Below are 26171 nucleotides of genomic sequence, written 5' to 3'. Positions count from 1 at the left end.
CAACTCTCAACGGGTTCGTGTAATGCCTTTTATCATACAAATGATCCATACAAGCCCTGCGGAAAATCCTGTAAATACATCTGTAGGATAATGGACGCCGAGCATGATCCGGCTGAGGCCAATCAAGGAAATAAAACTGATACCACATAGAACAGGAAGCCACACACCTGAAGAGTTATGTCGCTGTCGTTCAATGGCCCAGATTACAAAGATCATACCGTAGAAGCCCATGGAGATCATCGCATGTCCACTCGGAAAGCTGTACCCGTGAACGACCAGCAGATGATCCAATTCAGGTCTGCTTCGTCTGAAAAATCCTTTCAATAATGTGTTCAGAATCCACATCATGGCAAAACTTCCCGTGAGCGCATATCCATATACAACAAACCTTGGACTGCGTTGAATGAAGAAAAGAAGAGCAAAACCTCCTGCAGCCACAGCAGAGATTTTGAATGAGCCCAGTGCGGTTATGAATGCAGTGTAAGGGAATAGATGAAGACGTGAATCTGAATTCAGATAAAATAATTGCTGAATTTGATCATCCAGACGAATAATAACATCAGCACCCAACCAGGCACCCAGACCTGCCAGGATGAATACGACCGATGCGCTGAGGGCCAGACCAGCCAAACCCCAGTTGAGGAGTGGACGTAACAACGTGCCGGGAGTTGAACTGAATGAAGCTGGTGAATACGTTTTGCGCGGCATAATGAGTCTCTCCTTCAGTTATTGTAGTAGATGAACACAGGTGATAAAGCTATACCGGAAATACCTGTCGAAAAAACTGTAAAAACGTCGCTTTTGTACTATACTATTTAAGATATCCCATGCGGCGTCGTGACGCAAAGCAGAGATGAAATCGGGAGCACAAAGGAGAGAACTCGCATGGAGAGTGCCTTGTTAATTAAAGAATACCGTGCAGGCGTTATGGAATGCGCCCATTACGGACACATAAGTATTACGGATGAGTATGGCCGAATCGTATACTCGGTTGGTGACCCTCATTTTAGAGCGTTCACTCGCTCATCTGCCAAACCTTTTCAAGCCATTCCAGGTATTCGGGCAGGAATTGCCAGTCACTATGGCCTATCAGCACAGGAGATTGCCATTATGTCCTCTTCGCATCGTTCGGAACCGGAACACATTCGGGTGCTGGAGCAGTTATCCGGTAAGATCGGATTGGGAGAAGAATGCCTGATTTGTGCACCAAGCTATCCGCTTAATGAAGAAAGCCGTAATCAATGGTTACGTGGACAAGGAGAGAAACGGCGCATCTTGCACAACTGCTCCGGAAAACATCTGGGGATTCTGGGGTACAGTCAGATGAAGCAGGTTGATCTGGGCAGTTACGCTGAACCGGATCATCCGGTACAACGAGAAATTCTTGAAACCTTTGCCGACCTGGCAGGTATTGAGGAAAAAGAGATTGAGCTTGGGACGGATGGCTGCGGCTTTCCGGTATTTTCTTTGCCGTTGTCGGCATTGTCGAACGCTTATCTGAAGCTCGCTTGTCCGGATCTTATCGCTGATCCTTCCACAAGAACAGCTGTAGAGACTATAACATCAGCAATGAATGAACATCCGTTGATGGTAGGTGGGACGGAGCGTGTAGATTCAGTGCTGCTGGAAGACGATAACATTGTAGCGAAGGGTGGATTCAAGGGGGTATTCGGTTTTGGTCTGAAAAAAGAAAGACTGGGAATCACCTTCAAGGTGCTTGATGGTTCCGAGGAAGAGTGGGCCTTCATTACCCAATCCATCCTGAGACAGATTGGTTATTCCAATGAGAGAACCATTGCGCGATTGGCTGAAATGTTCCCTTCGGACATCCGAAATGATGCGGGTACCCTTGTAGGTCATGCAGATAGTGAGTTCATTCTCCACTCACTTGAAGATAGCGTATAACCTTGAGAAGGGGCGTGATTAGAGTTGCCGGACCCCGGGTAAAGATGACATACCAACTGGTATTCATCATACAATTCATATACACGCATAGACTGCCGCGGTAAATGTGGCAGCTCTAAACCCCTTGGAGGTGGATGAACATGATTAAAGTGGTGACATCGGAAGAAAGGCACACGTCGGATCGAGGTTGGATACACAGTGAATTCAGCTTTTCCTTTGCGGATTATGATGATCCGAGCAATGCCCATTTTGGCTGTCTGCTGGCTCATAATGAAAACACGCTGATGCCGCAAGAAGGCTTTAAGAAACATCCACATCATGATCTTGAACTTGTCAGTTATGTCATATCAGGTACACTGAAACATACGGATAGTATGGGAACAGAACAATTGCTTGAACCGGGTACGGTTCAGGTGATGAGTGCGGGTACGGGTGTGGAACACTCCGAGACCAATCCGTCAGCGGATGAGCCGGTACGTTTCCTTCAGATGTGGTTTTTGCCATCGGAGCGTATGCTGAAACCATCCTATACGAATCGGAAGATAGAGCCGCAGGAGCATTTGAATCGTCTATGTCCGATTGTATCCGGGCAAGTGGGCGAGGGAAGCGAAGGCGCATTGCCTATTTCCCAGGATATAACCTGTTACCTGTCCCATTTGGAGTCCGGGAAGAAGTTGATGTACCCGCAACACGAAGATCGACGGACACATCTTTTTCTGATCAGTGGACATATAGAGATTCATTGTTCGGATGGTAACTTCAACCTCAAGCCGGGGGATGCCGTACGAATTCGCAAAAGCTGTGATCTGCAAATCACGAGCACAGACAGTGAACCTGCCGAATTCATTCTGGTTGATTTGCCTTAAGGATGAGATGTATTTCGTAGAAGATAGTCTTGAAATACGAACATGCGAAAAAGGACCTGTTCCCACATTGATGTGGAAAGCAGGTCCTTTTCTTGTCTTAGGATTTACGAAGATTACCCAGTTCCGAAGCGACAGCTTCCACTTCAGAGATGCTGAGATGTTCCTTGCTCAAAATCATTTCATACAGATCAAACAGATCTTCATATTTCTCAAGTGGGAATGAAGAAGCTTGCATGGCGGCGCCGCTTGCCATACGAAGTTTGGTTTTGATCGCTTCAATCATATATTCCATATTGGCTGCTGTTGCTTGTGTTAAATCCATCGTTAAGTTCATCCCTTCCGTATCGGAAACTATTGTTATTGTATCATGATTGGAAGCGCTCAGGCTAATGCTTTTGCGGGGAAACCAAGCATCGGTTACAATGATGGATACAACAACAGGATTTATTGGAAACCTGAGTGTACTGGAGGGAATACAGCTTGGCAGCGTATAAGCGAGAAATGGTTCGCCATCAAGGAAGGGAAGTCCGCAGAGGCGTGCCTGCAGAGAATCTGGTCTTATTTTTCAAAAACATCGTTCAACTTCATTCTCCAGCTGAAATCACGTTTGTCTGCATTGGTACCGATCGTTCCACCGGGGATGCTCTGGGTCCGCTGACAGGAAGTTTACTGCAAGAGAGCGGAATGGAGAACGTGATTGGCATGCTGTCTTCCCCTTGTGATGCAGATACGCTAGAGAAGAAATTGGCACTTATTCCTGCACACCATGCCATCATAGCGATTGATGCATGTCTGGGTCCAAAGAATGCCGTAGGTACATACTATCTCTCCAATAACCCACTCATTCCGGCCCAATCGGTTGGAGGCAAGCTACCCCCTGTGGGACAGTATAGTGTAGCAGCTGTGGTTAATGCTAATGGACCAAGACCCTATTCCATTTTGCAGATGACCTCGCTTCACATGGTCATGAGGATGTCCCGAACGATTGCAGACGCCGCAATTGAAGCATGGAAATGGAGACAAACGTTTCATTCATGATATGTAGGCTTAATAATATACAACCTGAATTATTTAATTCGCGCAGAGAGAGGGATTCATATGGAAAAAGTGATGTGTGATGGAACAACGATTTGTTATGCCGAACAAGGTAAGGGAGAAGCACTCATTTTGCTCCACGGATACTGTGGCAGTTCCTCGTATTGGGATGAGGTTGTACCTGAACTGGCACGCAGCTATCGCTGTATCGTACCTGATCTGCGTGGACACGGAAAAACAGATGCACCTGTTGGGAGTTATACCATCGAACAGATGGGCAACGATGTATTACAGTTGATGGATGAGCTGAATGTCGAAAAAGCGGTCCTTCTGGGACACTCGATGGGGGGATATATTGCGCTCTCGATTGCACAACGTCACCCGGAACGTTTGAATGCATTTGGCCTGATTCATTCGACAGCCTATCCGGACAGTGAAGAAGCCAAGGAGAAACGCCTTCGTGCTGTATCCACCATTCAAACCGAAGGTATCGTAAATTTTGTAGATGGACTGGTTCCCGGACTGTTTGCACCGGAACATGTGGGATCGCTATCTAAGCATGTAACACGTGTGAAGGAAATTGGTTACCAGACTGCTCCTCAAGGTGCGGTTGGTGCTGCACTTGCTATGCGAGAACGCCCGGATCGCCGCGATGTGTTATCGGCTACACCTCTACCTGTATTGCTGGTAGCAGGAGAGAAGGATGCTGTTATCCCGCCAGAACGCACGTTCACAAGTGACAAGCCACATATCGTGCAAGCCGTTATCGCTGGTGCGGGTCATATGAGCATGTATGAAGCTCCTGAAGAGTTAATTCAGGTCATTAAGCAATTTATGGCTGGATTATCGAAATAATTTATGAAGTGATTTATGTTGATTTCATTGGAATATAGTTTGGTTTCTGGATGATTCAACCTCTTGTAGAGGAGTAACCAGTTCCATTCCAACCGAGCCCCTGCCACGTCCCTTTGGGATAGGCGGGGGCTTGGTGTGTTCATGGGCAGAGCATAGACGCATGTCTTGTTTTTGGCTTTTTGTCATGGCATGAATTAAAATAAATATAAAGGAACGATATGAGAACGATTGGATTGACATGGTCGAATGATGAGGGGGCATACCGGATGTTCAGAAAAGATTATCTGCTCCGCATGATGGAGGAAATGACAGAGGCCATTGGCAAAGTGTTCACGCTCAAGCAGCAACGTAAGCATGCGGAGGCATTGTCCGAGCTGGATGAGTTGATGCGCAGACAGTTTGGGTTGAACTTATCTTTACTGAACTCATTGCCAGCGGAGGATGTCATTGAAATGTTTCGTTTTCGCGGAGTGATCGAAGTGGACAATCTGCAGCAAGCCGCAAGGCTAATTGAAGAAGAAGCTTACATTTATCAAGAGAAGGCCAGAGTGGAAGGCATCGATGATCAGGAGAGAATGGACGCAGAGGATGAGGCTGTTATTCGATTGATGAGATCACTTCATTTTTACCTGTATACATTGAATCATGGCGCTAATCCCAAGTTGTTGGACGCACCGGAACGGGTGGAGGGTGTATTGGGGCTCACAAAAGAATATGAACTTCCTGCCCGGACTGAAAGACAGCTTGCCCTCTATCGTGAACAACAAGGACGTTACGACCAGGCAGAGAACAGTTGGTACAGATTGCTCCAGCTTGGTGATGAATTCCCGGTGAGCTACCAAGATGATGTACAGGCGTTCTATGAAAGGTTGAGCCAACTCACGAATGAACAACTGGAGCAGGGTGGTTTGCCACGTAACGAAGTTGAAGAGGGGTTAGCTGAACTAAGTCGTCAAGAGATGAACTCCTAATTATGGATAGGATCAAGGCCTGTTACATGCCTTTACTTGGAGAGGGGACGTAATTGTGGTATGGTAACGGTTGACCAAACCAAACCGAAAGTGAGATGTACCCCGTGGATTCATTGCGAAAGCTTATACAAGACATCTTTGAACAGAATTCGCTGATTACAGCGACCTGGAGCCAGCTGCGCAGACGGGACAATGTCTCGTATACCAAAGTGCAAGTCAAGCCGGTGACACTGAAGAATCAGCTGCACTATCAATTCGCATTCCATTACAACAACAAAGTGCTGCACGAGAATTTGACTCCGGCTGAAGCGGTAGAGCGCATGACTTTGTTATGCGAAGAGACGTTTCGTCAAGGCCTGCTCTGTACGACCGAGGCAGACTATCAAATTTTGATCAGCAAAAAATATAAAGTATCCATCCTGACCAAATCTGCTTCCAAAACTGCGGTGGATCTGTCGCATAATCGCAAGAAGCAATATGTATTGGAAGAGGGAGTACCCGTATCGTTCCTCGTTGAACTTGGTATTATGAACGAAGAAGGTCGTGTGCTGGCCCGCAAGTATGACAAGTTCAGACAGATCAATCGTTTCCTCGAAATGGTGCAGGATGTTATTCCGCATCTGCCGGAGGGACGGCCACTGACCATCGTTGATTTTGGTTGTGGCAAGTCTTATCTGACATTTGCGTTATATCATTATCTGTCTGTGCAACAACGTCGTTCACTCAAGATTATTGGGTTGGACTTGAAGGCAGATGTCATTGAACACTGTAATGATCTGGCTAATCGATTGCATTATGGTGATCTAAAGTTTCTGGTTGGAGACATCGCGGACTACGATGAATTGAACGAAGTGGATATGGTTGTCACGCTTCATGCCTGTGATACAGCTACCGATGCTGCTTTGGAGAAGGCGGTTCGTTGGGGAGCTTCTGTTATTCTGTCTGTTCCTTGCTGTCAGCATGAACTGTTTGATCAAGTAGAGGCTTCCGTGATGAATCCGTTGTTGTCCCATGGCATCCTCAAGGAACGTTTTTCCGCACTGGCTACGGATGGGATTCGTGCCAAGTTGCTTGATCTGATGGGATACAAGACACAATTACTTGAATTCATCGATATGGAGAATACGCCTAAAAACATATTGATTCGTGCTGTTCGCGGTCAGGCGGGCGAAGTAATGGAGATGTGGAATGAATATACGGCTTTCCGTGATTTCATTCATGCTGATCCATATTTGGAGCGAGCTTGTGCCGATTTGCTTCCTGGCGATGGCAAGCAGGCCGGTGGGAAATCAAAATCAAGCAAAGAAACCGTTCAAGATTCCGCAAATTGCGATCTTTGCTGAGTGTGCCAATGCCAAACCAGGGACATACTGCAATTAGGGTCTCTGAATGTAAAATGATATTCAATGCACATACTTCGTAGCAAGCAGCATCATAACTGTCAGATGTATATCAGGCAGAAGGACCCGTTATCGGGATCTTCTGTCTTTTTGTTATGCATATGGAGCGGTGGAAGGAAGGAGGGCGTATAAGGATGAAGAATAGGACAATGCATAAGGGAGTTGTAAGGTATAGACGAGGGTATGCGGCGAATGAGGAAATGATGGAACAGGCGTTTGAATGGTCTCACCACACAAATGGTACAGAATATGTAGATAACAGGGATTTATGTAATGGGGACAATAGGGACAGTACATATAATAGAGGAGATACATACAACAAAGATGGTACGTATAAAAAAGAGGATACATATCATTCGAATGGAGTTATCCAGACGGAGGTGTCAGGTCGTTTTCCACGGATATTGAGATGTGAACATTATTCAGGGTTGGGATGGACTGGGGCAGTGGGCATACTCTCCATTGTCTTGCTGCTCGCAGGGTGTCTGAGTCGGGGATTGTATTATTCGGCCGATCTGTATCCTGTCCTTTGGATCACAGCAGGAAGCATTTTGATCATGTTTTTTCTTTTCCTTGTAAGTATTCGTCCACAGAAGGCGAATGAACGAATCGTCGAGAAAATATTTCGATTTCCGGGAATGTGGCGGGTGTTGTGGCCGCTGGGGATGATGACATGTTTTGGGGTACATGCATGGGCAGGCTCGGTGAGTAAACAGGGCAGCATGGATGAAATGCTGCGATGGAGCCTGCTTGTGATGTTTACTCTGCTCACCGCAATACTGGCTGAGCGCACGGATGGTGCGCATTGGTTAGCCTGCGGTTGGCAGATGGCGGGCGGCTTGCTTGTGCTGAGCGGCATCCTTGCCGTGTGCGGGATATTGCCGCTGCCCTTCGGGGTGATGCGGACTGCTGACCCCGAGATCAGCTCCGCCGGAGCAAGGCTCGGCGGACTATTGCAGTACCCTAATGCGTACGGTGCCATTGTTGGCATGTACGCATTGGAGCGGCTGACAGCTGCCGCGCGAGTCATAGCCCGGCCTGTGCCGGCCGGGCGACTCATCGCGGCAGTGCTGCCGCTCATGCCCGCGCAAGCCGCGCTCCTGCTGAGCGAGTCGCGCGGCGCTTGGCTGGCGACCGGCTGCGCCGCGGTCGCCGCCTTTGCTTTGCAGCGGCGCGGTGCCCGCCTGCCGCTGCTGCTGGCCATGGCCGCGCCACTAACGTGCGCGGCCTGGCTGTACCGCCAGCTGGCTGCTGCCCAGCTGGCGCCTGCGCCCGTGCCCGGCCTGCTGGCACTGGCCGGGGCATGGGCAGCTGCGCTGCTCGGCACGCTGCTGCTGTGCCGCCTATGGCACAGCGGCGCCGCCAAGGCTCCGCGCGCTGCTGCCCTGACGGCCATCGTGCTGGCGGGAACCGCCGCCGCACTGATGGCCGTGGCCTCCACCGCCGATCGCCTCGCGGCAGGTGTCGGCACTGGGGTATCCCGCCTACAGATGTGGCGGGATGCCCTCCAGCTGTGGACCGAGGCCGTATGGCTCGGCCACGGGGGGGATACATGGCGCAACATGTTCCGCGCCATTCAATCCTCGCCTTATGTCGGAGGCGAGGTTCACAACGGCCTGCTTGATCTCGCCCTGGACACGGGCATGATCGGCATCCTGCTTGTCGCAGGGTGGTTTCTCCTCACCCTGCGAAGCATCTTTCATTTTGCACCGCAGCTCATGCCATCCGTGCTTATTTTTGGCCTGCATGGGGCGATGGATTTTGACTGGAGCTTCACACTATTTTGGATGCTGTTCATCTGGCTCGGTGCTTGGGCAACTGCATTGAAGATGGAAGCAGATGGATTCCAACGATCCGGCGGAACTGTGGAATACACCTCCTACAGATCCAAATTAAGATCTAAATCCAGATCTATTTTCTTACGATATTTACCAACCCAATCCCGACCATCAACTGTCCCGATGCGTTCCTTCTTTCATATGCTTCAGCGAGTAACTGCTCGGCTAATAAGGGTATCCACAGTGATGATCATCCTTTTCTGGCTTGGTGGAGCAGTCTGGCTGACCTCCCAATATGCCGTAGCAGAAGTGCAGTACCGTCAGGCAATGTCTGAACCGGATGGCACTCCAGCACAGAAGGTGCATCTTATGGCTGCCCTTCAGTCTAACCCGAATCGACCGGATATCGTGATATCCCTTGCACGATCTCTCCCGGGACGAGAAGCAGAAACACTCCTTTTGAGCAGCCTGTCCCATTCCCCGATGCACCCTCAGATTTACATCGAACTGGGACGATTGGCAGTCCAATTCGGCGAAGGACAGCAGGCAGGAGAATATTTTGAACAAGCGATCGCATTGAATCGGTATGATGGCATTGGCCAATCCACGGCTTTGTATTGGATGGAGCAGGCAGCGCGGCGGGAATGGTGGGCAGGATTCACGGATCGAGCCCAACAGACTGCCGCCGCTGGTGTACAGATGTATGAACGGTATCAACTGCTGGCTGAGGAAGTGGAAGCAGGGAACGTTCGCAATGATCGCCGTTTTGTACTGGAAGAACCTGCTCCAGGCTATGGAGAGCACCTGCGCAGGCTTGCTTCGGCTTTTTCTCCTCCGTTTACTCCAGAGTTGACCAGGAGGTATCCAGTTCAACGAAGCAGGTAGCATCACAAGCTTTCTCCGTCTACCTATTTCATGGCTGCCATATTTTACAGACGATACCCGCCAAATGCGTGCTGAAATGCATCTTTTAATGGTTCAACATCTACTTCCCACAGCGCGGCGATCTCTGCACTGACATCCGTGTTCCACCACTCACATAATTTCTTGCGGTTGTCGCGATTCTCCCCGATCCAGAGCAGATTTGTGATTACCTTACCGTAATAATATTCTTCCGCCTGCTTCATCCGTTCGGGAGAGACATATACTTTTAGCCTTTTGGCTGTCCGGTACAATTCCTTGCTGCATGCTCGGCGAATTCCTCTAGCGGAAGGAAGATTTTGACCGGATTGCGTATGTTTGACCGGCGGAGAACCGGGTATTGACTTGTGTGACATCTTTTCACGCTCCTCTCCCCATACCATATGCGGACTGCTGCGAACGGGACACTATCCCAACCTCGTGAAGTAGCAACGTCCACAGCCCTGTGATAAAATAGGGACGAACATCCATGGTGCGGAGGGGCACCGCCAATCAGGATGGAGAAAGAGGGTTGAGATGGACTTTATTCATAACCTTGTTGGCCAATTGTTCGATTGGATTCAAAGTCTTGGGTACTTTGGAATCATGCTTGGATTAATGTTGGAGGTTATCCCGAGCGAAATTGTGCTGGCGTATGGAGGTTTTCTTGTTTCACAAGGTAATATCAACTTTTTCGGTGCCATGCTTTTCGGTACAGTGGGCGGTGTGATTGCCCAGTTATTTATTTACTGGATTGGCCGTTATGGCGGCAGACCTGTACTTGAACGCTACGGTAAATACATACTCATCCAGAAAAAACACATCGACCATTCTGAAGAGTGGTTCCGCAAGTATGGTACAGGTGTCATTTTCACGGCTCGTTTTGTTCCTGTGGTACGACATGCAATCTCCATCCCGGCTGGCATCACGAAAATGCACACAGGCAAATTCATCTTGCTTACTACACTCGCTGTTATACCTTGGACTGCATTGTTTATATATTTAGGGATGATTCTTGGAGATCAATGGGAGCATATTGATGAGAAAGCGGCGCCATATGTTATGCCTATTTTGCTGGTCGCTCTCGCCCTTATGATCGTTTATGTACTTATTAAATGGATGAATGCTCGCAAAAAGAAAGGAAGTGTTTAGTCATGGGTAAACCCAACTTGTCTCACAAATTCGGTAAAGGTCTGCCACCGAAAGATTTTATCGAGAGTATGACCAAGAACCAAAATGAATTTCAGGCCAACTACGATAGCTTTACATGGTCGAATGAAGAGGATCGTGAGTTCTTTGAGAGTCTGAACCATCGTGACGATCTGCGTGTGTTAATTCTGGCTGCTGACTGGTGTGGGGATGTTGTCCGTAATATTCCGGTGGTGTTCCAGGCGCTTGAAATTTCTGGAATCCCAACTGAAGTTCTGATTATGGAGAACCATCCGGAAGTGATGGATGAGTTCCTGACGATGGGTGGCCGTTCCGTGCCAGTCGTTATTTTCACAGATACAGGTGGTCATGTGCTCGGTCAATGGGGACCTCGTCCGCAGCATGTACAGGAAGTCATGATTGAATTCAAACGCCTTAACCCGGATCGTGAAGCAGCAGATTATCAAGAAAATTTGGCTGCAGCGCGTCAAGAGATAGGTAAACGTTATGGGGAAGGAACGGAGTCACATGCAGCCATTATCCGTGAGTTGCGTGAACTGATTTCGGGTTACTAAGCCGATATGCTTAATATTCGTACGTTTACACTAGGCCCGCTTCAAACCAATGCATATCTGCTACAGGGAGATGATCCAGGTAAAGCTGTCATTATAGACCCGGGCATGAATCCGGGGCCGCTACTCAAAGCAATTCAAGACCTAGAGATCGAAGCCATTCTCTTGACTCATGCTCACTTTGATCATATGGGCGGGGTAGATGAGATCCGCAAATGGAAGGGATGTCCCGTCTATCTTCATGATTTGGAGAGTGACTGGCTCACCACCCCGAAGTTAAATGGATCATTGAATTGGCCGCAGGCGACACCACCGCTTTCGACAGATCCTGCTGAATATGCCATGGACGAAGGGCAAAAGCTGAATCTGATTGGTCATACGTTCAAAGTGTTCCATACACCTGGACATTCACCAGGCAGTGTAAGTTTGCTTTGTGATAACGACCTGTTTGCCGGTGATGTGTTATTCCGCATGGGGGTGGGCAGAACCGACCTGACAGGAGGACGTGAGCGAGATCTGATCGACTCAATTCAGAACAAGCTGTATACCTTCCCTGATGAAGTTAAAGTGTATCCAGGGCATGGCCCCAAAACGACCATTGGTTATGAGAAACAGAACAATCCTTACGTGTCCGCAAGATAATCCGACATGATATGTGAAGAAAGTCTGGACAAGTGACAACTTTTTCATTAGAATAGCAATTAGTTGTTACAAGCGTTAAGGCATCATCTAACTGAAGCATTACCAAGAAACACCCAACCTCGCGAAGCACGCAGACTGTGGTCTATACCCGGTTTGCGTTCTTTTTTTTGTTTTCAGCCCCTTTTCATCACAGAATTAGCCTTTTTTACGCTACATAGAGATGCAAGATGCGCTTCATCACAAGCCAGTTTGAGACCAATAGCAAGTTAGCAGCAAGTACAGATTGTTTAGAGCGATGAATTTAAGAATTAGTAAATCATGAGAGAGTGGGGAATATCAAAGTGGAGAAACCGAGAGTTATTCCGTTGAATCAGCGTGTCGAGTATCCGATTATGAATGAAAACCGTCGCATATTAGAAAGTGTGAAAAGAGAAACTAGTACCAAGCGAACTTTAATACATAACCCTAGCGTGACAGGTGAAGTGATGAAGTCTCAGCAAAATATATGGACAAGCCGTGTGTTAAGAAACGGAGCCCGCAACCAACCGTGGTTCGACAAGCTGCAAGATTACCGGAATCAAGTCTGATTGCCCGGGAAATTGTCGGGTTTTAATTTTTTTTAATTTCATTGAACGTTTTTGCAGAGCCTGTCGTATTAACTCCAGATTGAACGAGAAGCAGGTGATTTTCATGATAAAGGCAGCTGAGCAGGAAGAGGTACGCAGAGCGGTATCGGGAGACGATAGCGCACTCGCAGCGTTGTTGCAACGTCACTACACTTTTGTGTATAAGTATCTTGTCAAAGTTACGATGGACGCTAACCTCGCAGAAGAGACGGTGCAGGATACGATGATTCGTTGTATGGAAAATATCCATCGATATGACGGCACGTCTGCCTTTTCATCATGGATGATCACCATTGCAACCCGCATCTATATCGATAAGACAAGACGTAAGAAGAGAGAACAGAACTGGCTTGCTCTCATCCGGGATCAGGCTGTACGTCGATTCCGCTGGCAGCTTGAGACTCGGAATGAAGAATGGACAGATGTCATGGATGCGATGACAAGACTGACACCCGAACATCGTGTTGCAGTGCTGCTGAAGCATTATTATGGATACGGGTATGACGAGATCGGGGAAATGCTGGGTATTCCTGCGGGAACGGTGAAGTCACGCACAGCTTATGGTCTCCGACAGTTAAGAAAGGAGCTGGAGTAAGGATGAGCGGATCAGATGATGCACAAGAACAAGAAGTTGTAGAACGATTGCAGCAACACATGAAAGTGCTGGATGATGCTTTTGAGCCGACAAGTATTCCTTCTTTGGGGGCACTTGAAGCCCAAGTCAGGGAACGGAGACAGATTAGACGTCGAGCCAATTGGATCGAGATGATATGTTTCTGGTTGGTTGGATTGCTTGCCATTACCTTTGGGGCATTATTCTTCGTATCTGCTCCAGGTTTATATCTGGGAATCCAGGCTCTTGGTACAGCTGTTGCGGTGATTTTGGCTATGATCTGGGCCGGGCGGCGCCGGAAGGAGGTTCGTCATGAATAAAATGCATTATTCATTGGATGAGATTTCTCCACTGTGGCTTACATTGCTTGGCGTTTTTCTTCTGGTTCAGGGCACATGGATTTTTCAGGACGCACGCAGACGTGGACGTTTCCCCTGGTTATGGGGATTATGGGGGATCACCGGATTTCCTACGCCGCTCATCATATACTGGTTCGTCGTGATTCGATCACAACGCAAGTCAGTTACACAAAATAAGAAAATATGATTGTTTTAATAAAGGTTGTTTAAAAAGTCCGCTACTCCATTTCTAGCTTCATCCCATCTTCTCGTTTCTGAGAACCGATCTTTTTGAACGCATACTAATACAGAGAAAAAAGATTTTGCACAAATATGTTGTTTAATTCTAGTATTCCTAGACATCGTTATTCTTTTCTAGTAGACTATACAGATAAGTATGAAGATAGACTACCAGGAGGTTAGACGATGCTGCGATTAGGAGAGAAGGTTGTCATCGTCGCGGATGCGTTTGAGCAGAATCTTCCTGTGGGGGAATATGGTTTCATCATCGCTTATGACCGGAATCCGGACAATGCGTTCGATTACGTGCTTCGAGTGCCGCAGGTAAACCGGAACTTTTTTGTTCCATCCGGCGACGTCGATCTGGAAGAGATTCTGCTTAAGCAGGAAGCTGAGCGGGTCGAGCGAGAAGCGTTGATAGATTACGCCCTTGCGACACACAATGAGAAGCTGTTTCATCATCTGATGAACGGAGAATTTCAAGCTGTGGAAGAGGAAGAGGAAACCGCGAACGATGTTATGTCACAGGCGGATTTTATAAAGCAGGTTAATCTGCGTGCATGGATTTAAAATGTGAAGAGTCGGCTGATGCTGGCTCTTTTTTATTTTAGTAGTTCGTTTTTGGCTTCACAGGAGCCAGTCAGGTCATTTGCATTGAATTGTCGAACCATCTCACCTATAATGAAAAAAGTTATCTTGAGACTTTAGCCCGTTAAACGAGCGATTCGTTTCAGGTCGTTTCGGGAATCAGAACAAATGAAGGAGGCATCCGGTAATGAGTATTTCAAATCATGACGTTCAGCATGTGGCCAAGCTGGCCCGGCTCAACTTGACTGCTGAAGAAGAACAGACCCTGACAGGTCAGCTGAACGCGATTTTAAAATATGCAGAAAAGCTGAATGAGCTGGATACGGAAGACATCGAGCCCACCACTCACGTTCTGCACGTAAGCAATGTTATGCGTGAAGATGAGACCAAAGAAAGCCTGTCGATTGAACAGGTGATGCGCAATGCACCGGAAGAAGAAGACGGGCAGTTTAAAGTGCCTGCTGTCATGGAATAACGGATAACCGGAAGGAGGACAAAAACTGTGAGTTTATTTGAACAATCGTTGCCTGAGTTACATAACAAGCTACATGCCAAAGAGCTGTCGGTCAGCGATCTGGTGGATCAGGCGTATCAGAACATTGGCGCGCATGATGATAAAGTTAAGGCATATTTGGCACTGGATGAAGAACAAGCACGCACTCGTGCACGTCAACTGGATGACCGTCTGGTTAGCGGCGAGGAGAAGGGTTTGCTTTTTGGTCTGCCTGTAGGTATTAAGGATAACATCGTTACGAACGGACTGCGCACGACATGTGGCAGCCAGTTTCTTCGTAATTTCGACCCAGTGTATGATGCTACGGTTGTCGAGAAATTGAAAGCTGCGGACACCGTAACTATTGGTAAACTCAACATGGACGAATTCGCCATGGGCGGCTCCAATGAGAATTCAAGTTTCTACCCTGTCCGTAACCCATGGGCACTTGATCGTGTTCCGGGTGGCTCAAGTGGTGGATCGGCTGCGGCTGTTGCTGCGGGCGAAGCATACTTCACGCTTGGATCAGATACAGGAGGCTCGATCAGACAGCCTGCTTCGTATTGCGGTGTTGTCGGATTGAAGCCAACGTACGGACTTGTTTCCCGCTTTGGATTGGTTGCGTTTGCCTCATCCCTGGATCAGATTGGACCTTTGACGAAAAATGTTGAAGATTCTGCTTATGTATTGCAAGCCATTGCTGGTTATGATGCCAAAGATTCGACATCTGCAAAAGTGGAGATTCCCGATTATTTGAGCGGACTGACAGGTGATGTTAAAGGACTTCGTATTGCCGTTCCGAAGGAATACATCGGTGAAGGCGTTGATCCACAAGTGAAAGAAACCGTTCTGGCTGCATTGAAAGTTCTCGAAGGACTCGGGGCAACATGGGAAGAAGTATCGCTTCCGCATACCGAATATGCGGTGGCTACGTACTACCTGCTTGCATCTTCAGAAGCTTCTTCAAACCTGGCTCGATTTGATGGTGTACGTTATGGTGTGCGTGCAGACAATCCGGATAACTTGTTGGATCTGTATCATCAATCCCGCAGTCAAGGCTTCGGTCCCGAAGTGAAACGACGCATCATGCTCGGAACGTATGCCCTTAGCTCGGGTTACTATGATGCCTATTATCTGAAAGCACAGAAAGTACGTACATTGATTAAACAGGATTTCGACAATGTATTTGCCAAATATGATGTCATTATCGGACCAACTGCACCAACTACGGCGTTCAAGCTGGGTTCACAGGTGGATGATCCACTTACAATGTATCTGAACGATATTCTGACGATTCCTGTCAACCTGGCTGGAGTACCTGCCGTTAGTATCCCATGTGGATTCTCGGAAGGGTTGCCAGTCGGCCTACAGATTATCGGTAAAGCCTTTGATGAAACGACCGTATTGCGTGTAGCGCATGCGTTTGAACAAAATACAGAATTCCACATGCAGCGTCCGCAGCTGTAGACTGCCCGGAACGGAGGAATATAGAAATGTCCGCATCTAAATATGAAACGGTCGTTGGACTTGAGGTTCACGTGGAGTTGCACACGCACTCCAAAATTTTCTGTGGCTGCTCCACCGCTTTTGGAGCTCCGCCGAATACGCATACCTGTCCGGTCTGCCTCGGGCATCCGGGCGTATTGCCTGTACTGAATCGTCAAGCTGTAGACTACGCGATGAAAGCAGCGATGGCACTGAATTGTACGATTGCTGATGTCAGCAAGTTTGACCGTAAAAACTACTTTTACCCCGATTCACCAAAAGCATATCAGATCTCGCAATTCGATCAACCCATCGGTGAGAACGGCTGGATTGATATCGAAGTGAATGGTGAAACGAAACGAATCGGCATCACACGTCTTCACTTGGAGGAAGATGCAGGGAAGCTTACACATATTGATGGTGGGTACGCGTCTTTGGTGGACTTCAACCGTGTCGGTACTCCACTCGTGGAGATTGTATCTGAACCTGAGATTTCTTCTCCGGAAGAGGCGCGTGCGTATCTTGAAAAATTGCGTGCGATCATGCAGTACTGTGATGTGTCGGACGTGAAGATGGAAGAAGGTTCATTACGTTGTGACGCCAACATCAGTTTGCGTCCACATGGACAGGAGAAGCTGGGAACAAGAGCCGAACTGAAAAACATGAACTCTTTCCGTGGTGTTCAGCGTGGTCTCGAATATGAACAATATCGTCAGGCTGAAATTCTGGATGATGGCGGTGAAGTGGTTCAGGAGACGCGTCGTTGGGACGAAGCTCAAGGGAAAACACTGTCAATGCGTGGTAAGGAACAGGCGCATGACTACCGTTATTTCCCGGACCCGGATCTGGTGAAGCTGCATATTGATGCAGGCTGGAAGGAGCGGATCAGAGCTTCCATTCCTGAGCTCCCGGACGAGCGTAAAGCGCGTTACACAGCTGACTATGGATTGCCTAGCTATGATGCAGAGGTTATTACCACCTCCAAAGCTATAGCTGATCTTTTTGAAGATAGTTTGAAATACACCCAGGATGCCAAAGCAGTGTCTAACTGGATTATGGGCGACTTGCTTGGTTACCTGAATACGAGCAATCTCGAGGTGACTCAGGTACCACTAACAGGTCAAGGCTTGGGTGAGATGATTGGCTTGCTTGAGAAGGGCACTATTAACAGCAAAATCGCCAAAACGGTATTCAAGGAAATGCTCGAGAGTGGCAAGCTTCCACAGCAGATCGTTGAAGAAAAAGGTCTTGTGCAGATTAGTGATGAAGGTGCCATTCTTGCTATCGTTGAGCAGGTTGTGGCGAACAACCCGCAATCCGTGGAAGATTACAAAGCGGGTAAACAGAAAGCCATTGGCTTCCTTGTTGGTCAGGTTATGAAAGAAAGTAAGGGCAAAGCGAATCCCGCTCTCGCCAACCAACTGCTTGCAGATGTACTGAACCGCTAATCCTTCCGGTGAGGCCGGACAGAAAGAGGCTCGTCCCTGTGACAGCCTCTTTTTGTTATTATGGAGACAAATGTATTTCGGACGGGGGAACGGATATGAACATTCAACCATTGTCGCTGAGTGATTTGGAAACGTTGGGACAGTTATGGAGACTTCAACATGTGGCCTATCGGTTGGAAGCTGAAATCATCGGATTTCAGGAGATACCTCCTTTGATGGATACGATGGAGACACTCCGGGAATGCGGAGAGCGTTTTTATGGTGTCCATGATGACGGAGAGCTTATCGGGGCTGTTGCTGTAGCGGAGGAAGAGGAGAACACACTGACCATTACACGAATGATGGTGCATCCAGATCACTTTCGCAAGGGAATTGCCGCATCTTTGATGGCGTATGTGTTGGAACAGCATGCGGATGTTCCACGTTATATCGTCTCCACAGGAACGGTGAATCAACCCGCTGTGAATCTGTACACCAAATTTGGTTTTAACCCCGTGGAGGTCACACAGATTGCACCTGGAGTGGAATTAATGACTTTTCATAAGAATAAACTTTAATAACGTTAACAACTTGGAGGAGGAATACCGACTTTGGGCAATCCCTGGTTCATTGATGAGTGGCACATTTTATTACGATTATTACTGGCTATGCTGCTTGGAGGGCTCGTAGGCCTGGAGCGGGAACGGTCCAATCATGCTGCTGGTTTGCGTACCCATATTTTGGTGTGTCTGGGCTCTGCACTGATTATGATGTTGTCTGTTTATGGATTTAAAGATTTTGCTAATGAATTAAATGTAAGGATCGATCCAGCTCGTTTGGCTACAGCTGTCATTACTGGTGTGGGATTCCTGGGAGCAGGGACAATTCTCTTCACGGGAAAATCCATCACCGGACTGACTACGGCAGCTTCAATCTGGGTTGTTGCAGCCATTGGGCTCGCAGCAGGTGCGGGATTCTTTTTTGCATCTATCGTATCCACCGTCCTGGTATTGCTTAATCTCTGGGTATTTAACAAACTAGAGCTGAGGTATTTACGAGGGAACAAAATGCATGTCGTTACACTTCATACTTTGTCAGAACCTGGTTTTCTGGAACAACTGTCTTCATGTATGGAGCAGGAGAAGATCAACATTCGTAAAATTACCGTGAATGAACAAGATTTTGCATATGCAGAGATGATATCGGTTGAACGCAAAATTGAGATTGTGCTGCATGTCCAGGTACCGCATGATTTCCAAACAGTAGGCCTGGTATCTAAGTTAAGACAGTGGGAACACGTGACCAAAGTATCGATCGAATAAGGAATTACAACCCTCCCCAGGCGAGCAGTGCCGGAGGGTTTTTGGTCATATCCATATTTCTTCCAGTTACTCTCCTTGCTCTTTAGGGTACTATCTAACCAAATGCATGAAGAGCGGAAGGTCAGATCAGAAGAGAGGAGTATGTTATGAAACTTAGACGTCAATTGAAAAAAAAGACCCGTACAGTTCAGACCAAACCGGTCAGAAATCGGTCTCACAAGTTTATTGCGGGATTACTGAGTGCCATTATTCCTGGGCTTGGTCATATTTATCTAAGATTGTACATGAGAGGTTTGACCTTTATGCTGCTTGTTTTGCTTGATCTGTCATCAGTGTTGTACTTCTCATCTATTGGTATACAGATCAATGTGCCATTGCTCATCCTGCTGGCTTTGTGTATCCCGGTTATTTACTTTTACAATGTATATGATGTGTTGCAATCTGCGGATTGGGTCATGATGCGCAGACGTAGAGCACTAACCCAGGCAACCTCGGACAAGCCGATATCCAATGAACGTTCTACACGAGATGCAATGATGGTCTGGGAGAGAGGCATATCGTTTGGATTACTTCTGATTGTGGGAGGGTCTTTGATGGTGCTGTTTTTCCGCAAACCACGTTGGTTTCAAGAGATTCTCGCCATGTACGGCGGATATTCATTTGCGGTTCTCATGATCGTAGGCGGTTTGCTTCTGTTTGGTCGTGAGTTCTGGGTTATGTTGAACAAGAAAAAAATGTAGTGGAAACGACACAAGGAGGGAATGTGATGAACCGTAAAGTCCGGGTTGGCCGCTATACGGCTGCCGCCTTAATCATAGCGGTCGGTGTGCTGTTGATTTTGGATAAACGGTGGGGAACTGACTATGTATATGAGATGGTGGACTGGTGGCCATTTTTGCTCGTTGTTTTAGGTGTTGAATATATTGTGCTGTTTCTGTGGACACGCAGAAGAAACAAGGTGCAATCGGATAATCCGAGCAATCCTGATGAGCAAATTAAAGTGCGTTTCAGACCCGATGCCAAGGGCATTCTAACCTCACTGATTTTGGCGGCTTCCGTATTTATCGTCACCGAGCAGGATCACTACATGCACTTATGGAATAGAGTGAGTTTAAATCTCGGAGCGGCATCCATGGACTACAGTCAAGCGGCAGGGTATATGGAGGATAAGGGCACGATTCGTGTACCTGTTCGCATGGATACATCGGATCTTGTGGTCGAAGGTGTCAACGGCGATATCTCGGTACAACGCGGAGATACGGATGAGATTGAAGTACGGACGGTGATCTGGGTAGATCAGACGACGGAAGTACAGGCAAAGGCCGTTGCAGCAGCCTCTTTTGTAGAGACCGATGGTACAAAAGTAATTTATATCAAGGCTACAGGCAAGACGTATGGAGACAATGAAAAAACGCAGCCACGTATGAATCTTACCATTACGATCCCGGATGATCGTCGTTTTAATCTGGATATTCGAACTTCTAATGGAGCCATATTATTAAACCGTCCGGAAGCCATTAGTACCATATTGGCCGAAACGGGTAACGGACGTATCCGGATTACCAATGCTGTTGGAGATATCTCAGGGAAAACATTGAACGGGGATGTCATTGTAGCCAATGCCATTGGTAATGTGGATCTGGACAGTAACCGTGGCGACATAAAGGCTCGCGGCATTTCCGGCGATGTAGATCTTACTACACAAGTGGGAAGTATCAGTATCGCAGACTCTGTTGGTGAATTCACCGCAGAGACACGCAACGGCAATATTACGCTGGATGGAGCCAATCTGGGAATCAAGGCTCAATCGCTTAATGGCAGTATTAACATCGTATCTACCAAAGTCGGAGGGGACTGGGATGTGTACAGTGGTGTGGGGGCCATTAACGTATTACTTCCTGATCGTGGAGACTACAGTCTTGCGGGTTCCAGCAGTTATGGAGATCTAAATACGGATCTGCCTTTCAAAGTACAGAATAAAACCATAGAGGGCCAGCTCGGTGAGGGTGAGTACAGGGTTAAAATAGAAGGCAACAGCGATCTTACCATTCAGCGGAACCCGGCTGTGTCTACGCCTGAAACAGTTGCACCTGATTCTGAAGATACGGCTGAGAACCTGGAACAGACTACCGAGGACGGACCAAATTCCCAGGAGGATTCTACAGAGGTTCCCTGACTGCCGCGTTGACAATAAACTTGTAATCGCCGTACAATAAATGTACACTGGCAAGATTACACGGCATGAAAGATGGATTGTCGTTTTTAATGGCCGGGAATCAACTCTGTGCGAGGAGACAGTAACTTACTCTTCACCAGAGAATGAAAGGTAAGGCGGTGGGTTTTATGGCAACACGTGTCCAACATGCGTTGGAGCATCTGAAAACGACCGGTGTCCGTATTACACCCCAGCGTCATGCCATATTGAACTATCTGATGGAATCCATGGGGCATCCGACAGCCGATGAAATTTACCGAGCGCTTGAACCCCAATTTCCCAGTATGAGCGTGGCAACGGTATATAATAATTTGAAGATGTTTCTGGAAGCTGGCATGGTCCGGGAATTGACATACGGAGATAATTCAAGTCGCTTCGATGCCAATGTGACGGATCATTATCATGTTATCTGTGATCAATGCGGCAAGATTGAAGACTTCAGCTATCCTTCACTTAAAAGTGTAGAGCTTCAGGCGGAGTCTAGTACAGGATTCGAAGTACACGGTCACCGATTGGAAGTATATGGCGTTTGCAAAAGTTGCAGGGATTAAGAGAGTTGAATTACAATATTAACGTGCAGAATTCAGTATGGATTCTTCACGTTTTTTTTTAGCATTTATGCAAAATGCTCATTTTGATAACAACTTATGCGCACATCCTTATGATCAGCATAATTAACGGAGGTAGACGTTTGGGTAGAAAAAGCAGATATACACGTCAGAAGCGACGTTCATTTTGGCCCGGTTTTCTCGGGGCTTGTCTGATCGCCGGGGGGGCTTACTGGCTTATAACAAATGTATGGTTGAACCAGACCCATGAAGACCCCGATTGGGTAGGAAGAAGCCAGCCTATTTTTGTAGATGGGCAACTGATGGATGGAGACGCTCTGGGTACAGGAGATCAACTCAAGTTGCCTGTAAATGTGCTGCAAGAGGCAGTTGATGCGGGTATACGTTATGAACCAGAGTCAGGCGATATCATTATTGCCTCCCCTCAGCGAGTTCTTCATATGAAAGAGGACAGCACACAAGCAGAACTTAATCACAAAGATTATCCTGTGACAGTTAAGCCTGAGGTTAAGGATGGAGAAGCATACATTCCACTCAAACCTTTGAAGGAAGTGTACGGCATCGCCATACAGGAAGATTCGGTAACAGGTGCTGTACTGCTGATGCGTGGAGGAGACACGATACAATATGCAGAGATTGATACGTTGTCATCCAAAGCAGACAAGACGGTGCCGTTATATAAACGTGGGGGAGAATCCTCACCAATCATTGCCGATATGGAAAAGGATGCACGGGTACGTGTATGGCAGACGGGTGATAAACAGAGTTTTGTTCAACTCGATAATGGGTATGCCGGATATGTGGATAATGATTATATTGTCCTCACCGAGAAAAAGAAGGTGGACTTGCCCCGGTATACGCTGACTGCAGCAGAGAAGAAGTGGCAGAATAAACCGGTAAATCTGGTTTGGGAAGCCGTGTACAATCGTCAGCCTGATGTGGGCTCTATCGGTAAAATGCCTGGTGTGAATGTGGTCAGCCCTACATGGTTTCATATTACGGATGGACAAGGCACTGTGAAAAGCAAGGGAAACCAGGCTTATGTGAACTGGGCTCACCGTTCCGGTATGGAAGTATGGGGACTCATGGATAACAGCTTTGACCCGGACATTACAAAAGAAGCTGTAGCTTCTTACGAGACACGCACACATATTATCGAGCAGATGTTGAAGTATGCACAGACGTATCAACTGGATGGTATCAACATCGACTTTGAGAACGTGTATACAGATGACGGGCCGAATATTACGCAGTTTGTGCGCGAAATCAAGGCGATGGCACGTATACATGGGTTGATGTTATCGATCGATGTAACACCAAAATCGAACAGTGAGATGTGGTCTGCCTTTCTGGATCGCCGTGCATTAGGTTCTTTTGCAGACTATGTTATTGTGATGGCTTATGATGAACATTGGGCGGCCAGTCCCAAGGCCGGTTCGGTAGCGTCTCTGCCTTGGACCGAGGCTTCCATGAGACGCATACTTGAAGAGGATGAAGTCCCTTCTAACAAGTTGATCATGGCGGTTCCGCTCTATACCCGGATATGGACGGAAGAGAAGAATGATCAGGGTGAGGTTAAAGTGTCTTCCAAAGCGGTGGGCATGAATACCATTGTGGACCTGATCCAAGAGAAGAAACTCAAACCTGAACTGGATCAGGCAAGTGGACAGAACTATGTGGAATATGAGGAAGACGGAGCTACCAAGAAAATATGGATCGAAGATGCCGTGTCCCTTCAGGCGCGTGTGGATTTGATTGCTTCGCTGAAGCTGGGCGGAGTAGCTGCGTGGAATCGGAGTTTTGCTAATGCCTCTGCATGGGAGGTGCTGAAACAGGCAGGTTACCAGAAATAATTTGCTCATGCTCCGTGTTCGACGGATGGCTCAACTTATTTTCACTAACTTCAAAGTTTCTCCTTGGGTACCATCATACGTGCCGTCTACCGTTTTATTGGTCGTAGAACTTATAACATAATTTCATATCTTAGCTATTGATAACAGCATCAAGGGCTTACTTACAATCCAAGTCCAAAAAGGTCCGGTAAACATACCGGGCCTTTTTTTTTTCTTCAATGAAATTAAGGCAAAACATTTAGCGTTGGAGATCATTTTGTGCTAACCATCGGTGGGGGGGACTTGTGTAGAAGACGCTTTCAGTTGTTGACTGGTCATATTGGCCTTATTAGGGTCCAGGGTGAGGATGGTATGACAGAACATACAACGATCCGTTTTGCCCAGCATTTTGGTTAACTTCCCGCATTCCGGACAGTCGACTTGTACTGCACTGGTGGAGAGCATACCCGCCCAGAAATAAATTCCTAGACTGGCCATCATGGCAATCAGTCCGATGACGAGCCCTACAGCTGCGAATACCTTCCCTGCATGTCCCCAGAAAACAATCCCGGCTGTTCCCAGTATCATTAGGCCCATACCTAGCATGGTCAGTAGTAATCCCCAAGTGCGAAAAGCATTAATTTTTGCTGATTTAAAAATCATAAAAATGCTCCTATCGTATGAGTAGTATTGGACCTGGAAAAGAAGGAAACTTCAGTCTGGATGTAGAATTACATTATAACTGACTTGGCGCTTATCTGCCATGAAATGTATGGAGGGAATCGTGGAATTAAAGAACCTTGCTTTTTTGTCCGAACAGTCGGAAGAGACAGGGGTAGTTGGGGCTATCGCTTATTCCCACCCGGGAGAACGATTCCACGGCTCCCTAATTCAAGATTTCGAATTATTAGTACTTGTTGTTCATAATGATGATCAATTGAAGCCGGCGGTGGGACATTACAGATATGGTGATCTTCGTTATCAGATGATCTATGCGAGCCGTCATGAACTAAAGAGTAGTGTAGTTACCGGGAATCATAATAATCTCACCCAGTGTCTGATTGAAGGTGAGATTATCTGGGAAGCGGACAGCGCCTTAAGTGATTTGCGAGAAGAACTGTCTAGCTTTGGGGCAGAATTGCGTGAGCAGAAGCTGCTTCATGAATTCACCAGTTTCTTGAGAATGTATGTGGAGGCCAAACGTCATATCCAGGAAGGTCATGTTGTAGACGCCTACTACAATGTATTAGAGGCACTGGGGAACTGGGCAAGAATTGTATTGATTGAACAGGGGATATACCCGGATCATGCCGTCTGGACACATGTGCAGAATCTGGATCGCGCTTTATGGAAACTATATCAAGAGCTTACCGTAAGCTCGGAGACGCTGGAGCAGCGAGTAGAGCTTGTCCTGCTTGCCTGTGAGTTTTCGGTAATGTCCAAAATGAGTGAATGCTCAGAACTGCTGCTGCGTGTGTTAAGAAGTCGCAAGGAGCCGTGGAGCATGAATGAACTTGTTCATCATCCCCAGTTAAGATTTGTTCGAGAAGATCTGCCTTTGGTTATACGTAAGCTGGTCTTCCGTTCTATAGTAAAAGAGTCGGCAGGATGGCCATCGATCGGAGGAGAGGGTAGGGAAATTCGGTATTGGATTGAGGCATAACCTTCTCTCGAAGCCTGACGCTATATTGATCACATAAGGGAGGGGAAACCTTCCTTTTTTGTTTGTTTAATAATTTATAAAAAGATGTTGACTCTCATTCACGATATATGATACATTATATTTCGTTCCTCAAACGAGATTATCGCCAACAAACGATAAATTCCTCAGAGGAAAAATAAAGAACTAAAGCTTCAAAAAAAGAAATCAAAAAAAGTTCTTGACGAAAACGAATGAAATGTGTTACATTATTTAAGTCGCCGCCGAAACTTGGCTGAGACGAAAAAAGAAGTAAAACAAATCGTTTTTGATCTTTGAAAACTGAACAACGAGTGAGTGAACATTCTGTTTGCAGAATGAACGCGAAAGTTTGAAACAAGCCTTGGCTTGAATCGGCTGGAGCACAATTGAGATTTTTAATCTCGTCAGATTCAAAATGAGCTTATCGCTCTTTTCAATACTTTATTGGAGAGTTTGATCCTGGCTCAGGACGAACGCTGGCGGCATGCCTAATACATGCAAGTCGAGCGGACTATCCGAGAAGCTTGCTTCTCGGATAGTTAGCGGCGGACGGGTGAGTAACACATACGCAACCTGCCCTCAAGGTTGGGACAAGCACCGGAACCGGTAGCTAATACGGAATAATTGGTTTCTTCGCCCGAAGGAAACTGGCAAGGCGGAGCAATCTGT

General features: G+C 47.2%; 29 protein-coding genes and 1 rRNA gene. 26 read left to right on the top strand and 4 right to left on the bottom strand.

Going from position 1 to position 26171, the window contains the following annotated elements:
* Positions 1 to 6 precede the first annotated feature (6 nt).
* Positions 7 to 708, bottom strand: coding sequence for a phosphatase PAP2 family protein (locus J7E78_RS27300; RefSeq protein ID WP_215079782.1), 702 nt, complete (start codon positions 706 to 708; stop codon positions 7 to 9).
* A gap of 177 nt (positions 709 to 885) precedes the next feature.
* Here J7E78_RS27300 and J7E78_RS27295 point away from each other — a divergent pair, with 177 nt between their 5' ends.
* Positions 886 to 1905 (top strand): asparaginase, encoded by a 1020-nt coding sequence (locus tag J7E78_RS27295; protein ID WP_215079779.1) that lies wholly within the window; start codon positions 886 to 888, stop codon positions 1903 to 1905.
* A 140-nt stretch (positions 1906 to 2045) separates the two neighbouring features.
* Positions 2046 to 2771, top strand: coding sequence for a pirin family protein (locus tag J7E78_RS27290; protein WP_215079777.1), 726 nt, complete (start codon positions 2046 to 2048; stop codon positions 2769 to 2771).
* Between the two features lie 97 nt (positions 2772 to 2868).
* On the opposite strand, the gene J7E78_RS27285 is transcribed toward J7E78_RS27290, so the two are convergent.
* A complete protein-coding gene (locus J7E78_RS27285; protein WP_017692283.1) occupies positions 2869 to 3093 on the bottom strand; it encodes a DUF1128 domain-containing protein in 225 nt (74 codons plus the stop codon).
* 158 nt (positions 3094 to 3251) lie between these two features.
* Between J7E78_RS27285 and yyaC the strand changes: the two genes are divergently transcribed.
* The 5 genes from yyaC to J7E78_RS27260 all read left to right on the top strand — a co-directional run bounded on the left by yyaC (position 3252) and on the right by J7E78_RS27260 (position 9695).
* The gene (gene yyaC / locus J7E78_RS27280; protein WP_215079775.1) at positions 3252 to 3809 is read left to right on the top strand and encodes a spore protease YyaC; all 558 of its coding nucleotides are present in this window, start codon (positions 3252 to 3254) and stop codon (positions 3807 to 3809) included.
* A gap of 60 nt (positions 3810 to 3869) precedes the next feature.
* The gene (locus tag J7E78_RS27275) at positions 3870 to 4661 is read left to right on the top strand and encodes an alpha/beta fold hydrolase (protein ID WP_215079773.1); all 792 of its coding nucleotides are present in this window, start codon (positions 3870 to 3872) and stop codon (positions 4659 to 4661) included.
* Between the two features lie 266 nt (positions 4662 to 4927).
* Positions 4928 to 5632, top strand: a complete 705-nt coding sequence (locus J7E78_RS27270; protein WP_215079771.1) for a DUF6483 family protein — start codon at positions 4928 to 4930, stop codon at positions 5630 to 5632.
* Positions 5633 to 5727: 95 nt separating this feature from the next.
* Positions 5728 to 6975, top strand: a complete 1248-nt coding sequence (locus J7E78_RS27265; protein WP_215079769.1) for a class I SAM-dependent methyltransferase — start codon at positions 5728 to 5730, stop codon at positions 6973 to 6975.
* Between the two features lie 191 nt (positions 6976 to 7166).
* The gene (locus J7E78_RS27260) at positions 7167 to 9695 is read left to right on the top strand and encodes an O-antigen ligase family protein (RefSeq protein WP_215079767.1); all 2529 of its coding nucleotides are present in this window, start codon (positions 7167 to 7169) and stop codon (positions 9693 to 9695) included.
* Between the two features lie 44 nt (positions 9696 to 9739).
* Here J7E78_RS27260 and J7E78_RS27255 read toward each other — a convergent pair whose 3' ends face one another.
* Positions 9740 to 10087, bottom strand: a complete 348-nt coding sequence (locus J7E78_RS27255) for a dehydrogenase (RefSeq protein ID WP_133387141.1) — start codon at positions 10085 to 10087, stop codon at positions 9740 to 9742.
* A gap of 160 nt (positions 10088 to 10247) precedes the next feature.
* Between J7E78_RS27255 and uptA the strand changes: the two genes are divergently transcribed.
* From uptA to J7E78_RS27170, 17 genes are all read left to right on the top strand, one after another.
* Entirely contained in the window at positions 10248 to 10862 is a 615-nt protein-coding gene (gene uptA, locus J7E78_RS27250) for an undecaprenyl phosphate transporter UptA (protein WP_215079765.1), read from the top strand.
* Between the two features lie 2 nt (positions 10863 to 10864).
* Positions 10865 to 11434, top strand: coding sequence for a thioredoxin family protein (locus J7E78_RS27245; RefSeq protein WP_215079763.1), 570 nt, complete (start codon positions 10865 to 10867; stop codon positions 11432 to 11434).
* A gap of 6 nt (positions 11435 to 11440) precedes the next feature.
* Positions 11441 to 12073 carry an MBL fold metallo-hydrolase gene (locus tag J7E78_RS27240; RefSeq protein WP_215079762.1) on the top strand — a complete coding sequence of 211 codons (633 nt, stop codon included), beginning with the start codon at positions 11441 to 11443 and terminating at the stop codon, positions 12071 to 12073.
* A gap of 341 nt (positions 12074 to 12414) precedes the next feature.
* Complete coding sequence (locus J7E78_RS27235) at positions 12415 to 12660, top strand: hypothetical protein (RefSeq protein ID WP_215079760.1); 246 nt, start codon at positions 12415 to 12417, stop codon at positions 12658 to 12660.
* Positions 12661 to 12763: 103 nt separating this feature from the next.
* Complete coding sequence (gene sigY / locus J7E78_RS27230; protein WP_215079758.1) at positions 12764 to 13294, top strand: RNA polymerase sigma factor SigY; 531 nt, start codon at positions 12764 to 12766, stop codon at positions 13292 to 13294.
* Positions 13295 to 13296: 2 nt separating this feature from the next.
* Positions 13297 to 13632: a YxlC family protein gene (locus J7E78_RS27225; RefSeq protein WP_215079755.1), complete on the top strand. Its 336-nt coding sequence runs from the start codon at positions 13297 to 13299 to the stop codon at positions 13630 to 13632.
* Entirely contained in the window at positions 13625 to 13858 is a 234-nt protein-coding gene (locus J7E78_RS27220) for a sigmaY antisigma factor component (RefSeq protein ID WP_215079753.1), read from the top strand. The genes J7E78_RS27225 and J7E78_RS27220 overlap by 8 nt, the downstream gene beginning before the upstream one ends.
* A 218-nt stretch (positions 13859 to 14076) precedes the next feature.
* The gene (locus tag J7E78_RS27215) at positions 14077 to 14460 is read left to right on the top strand and encodes an ATPase (protein WP_215079750.1); all 384 of its coding nucleotides are present in this window, start codon (positions 14077 to 14079) and stop codon (positions 14458 to 14460) included.
* Positions 14461 to 14665: 205 nt separating this feature from the next.
* Positions 14666 to 14953, top strand: a complete 288-nt coding sequence (gene gatC / locus J7E78_RS27210; protein WP_215079748.1) for an Asp-tRNA(Asn)/Glu-tRNA(Gln) amidotransferase subunit GatC — start codon at positions 14666 to 14668, stop codon at positions 14951 to 14953.
* 27 nt (positions 14954 to 14980) lie between these two features.
* Positions 14981 to 16438, top strand: a complete 1458-nt coding sequence (gatA, locus tag J7E78_RS27205; RefSeq protein ID WP_215079746.1) for an Asp-tRNA(Asn)/Glu-tRNA(Gln) amidotransferase subunit GatA — start codon at positions 14981 to 14983, stop codon at positions 16436 to 16438.
* 26 nt (positions 16439 to 16464) lie between these two features.
* The gene (gene gatB / locus J7E78_RS27200; protein ID WP_215079744.1) at positions 16465 to 17904 is read left to right on the top strand and encodes an Asp-tRNA(Asn)/Glu-tRNA(Gln) amidotransferase subunit GatB; all 1440 of its coding nucleotides are present in this window, start codon (positions 16465 to 16467) and stop codon (positions 17902 to 17904) included.
* A 95-nt stretch (positions 17905 to 17999) separates the two neighbouring features.
* Positions 18000 to 18461, top strand: coding sequence for a GNAT family N-acetyltransferase (locus J7E78_RS27195; RefSeq protein WP_215079742.1), 462 nt, complete (start codon positions 18000 to 18002; stop codon positions 18459 to 18461).
* 33 nt (positions 18462 to 18494) lie between these two features.
* Entirely contained in the window at positions 18495 to 19205 is a 711-nt protein-coding gene (locus J7E78_RS27190) for an MgtC/SapB family protein (protein ID WP_215079740.1), read from the top strand.
* A 146-nt stretch (positions 19206 to 19351) separates the two neighbouring features.
* Complete coding sequence (locus J7E78_RS27185) at positions 19352 to 19945, top strand: hypothetical protein (RefSeq protein ID WP_215079737.1); 594 nt, start codon at positions 19352 to 19354, stop codon at positions 19943 to 19945.
* A 26-nt stretch (positions 19946 to 19971) separates the two neighbouring features.
* Positions 19972 to 21381 carry a DUF4097 family beta strand repeat-containing protein gene (locus J7E78_RS27180; RefSeq protein ID WP_215079735.1) on the top strand — a complete coding sequence of 470 codons (1410 nt, stop codon included), beginning with the start codon at positions 19972 to 19974 and terminating at the stop codon, positions 21379 to 21381.
* Positions 21382 to 21548: 167 nt separating this feature from the next.
* The gene (perR, locus tag J7E78_RS27175) at positions 21549 to 21971 is read left to right on the top strand and encodes a peroxide-responsive transcriptional repressor PerR (protein ID WP_026081471.1); all 423 of its coding nucleotides are present in this window, start codon (positions 21549 to 21551) and stop codon (positions 21969 to 21971) included.
* A gap of 140 nt (positions 21972 to 22111) precedes the next feature.
* Complete coding sequence (locus tag J7E78_RS27170; protein ID WP_215079733.1) at positions 22112 to 23842, top strand: glycosyl hydrolase family 18 protein; 1731 nt, start codon at positions 22112 to 22114, stop codon at positions 23840 to 23842.
* A 261-nt stretch (positions 23843 to 24103) separates the two neighbouring features.
* On the opposite strand, the gene J7E78_RS27165 is transcribed toward J7E78_RS27170, so the two are convergent.
* Complete coding sequence (locus J7E78_RS27165; protein WP_215079731.1) at positions 24104 to 24484, bottom strand: DUF2614 family zinc ribbon-containing protein; 381 nt, start codon at positions 24482 to 24484, stop codon at positions 24104 to 24106.
* A 121-nt stretch (positions 24485 to 24605) separates the two neighbouring features.
* Here J7E78_RS27165 and J7E78_RS27160 point away from each other — a divergent pair, with 121 nt between their 5' ends.
* Together J7E78_RS27160 and J7E78_RS27155 are read left to right on the top strand one after the other, a co-directional pair.
* On the top strand, positions 24606 to 25484 hold the full coding sequence (locus tag J7E78_RS27160) for a nucleotidyltransferase-like protein (protein WP_311518125.1): 879 nt from the start codon (positions 24606 to 24608) through the stop codon (positions 25482 to 25484).
* Between the two features lie 459 nt (positions 25485 to 25943).
* Positions 25944 to 26171: ribosomal RNA gene (locus J7E78_RS27155) — 16S ribosomal RNA — on the top strand; the annotation flags it as partial.

It is taken from the genome of Paenibacillus polymyxa, from assembly GCF_018614975.1.
GTDB classification, from domain to species: domain Bacteria; phylum Bacillota; class Bacilli; order Paenibacillales; family Paenibacillaceae; genus Paenibacillus; species Paenibacillus polymyxa_E.
Note: the sequence above shows the minus strand (reverse complement) of the source record. Positions and strands in the feature narration are given on the sequence as shown.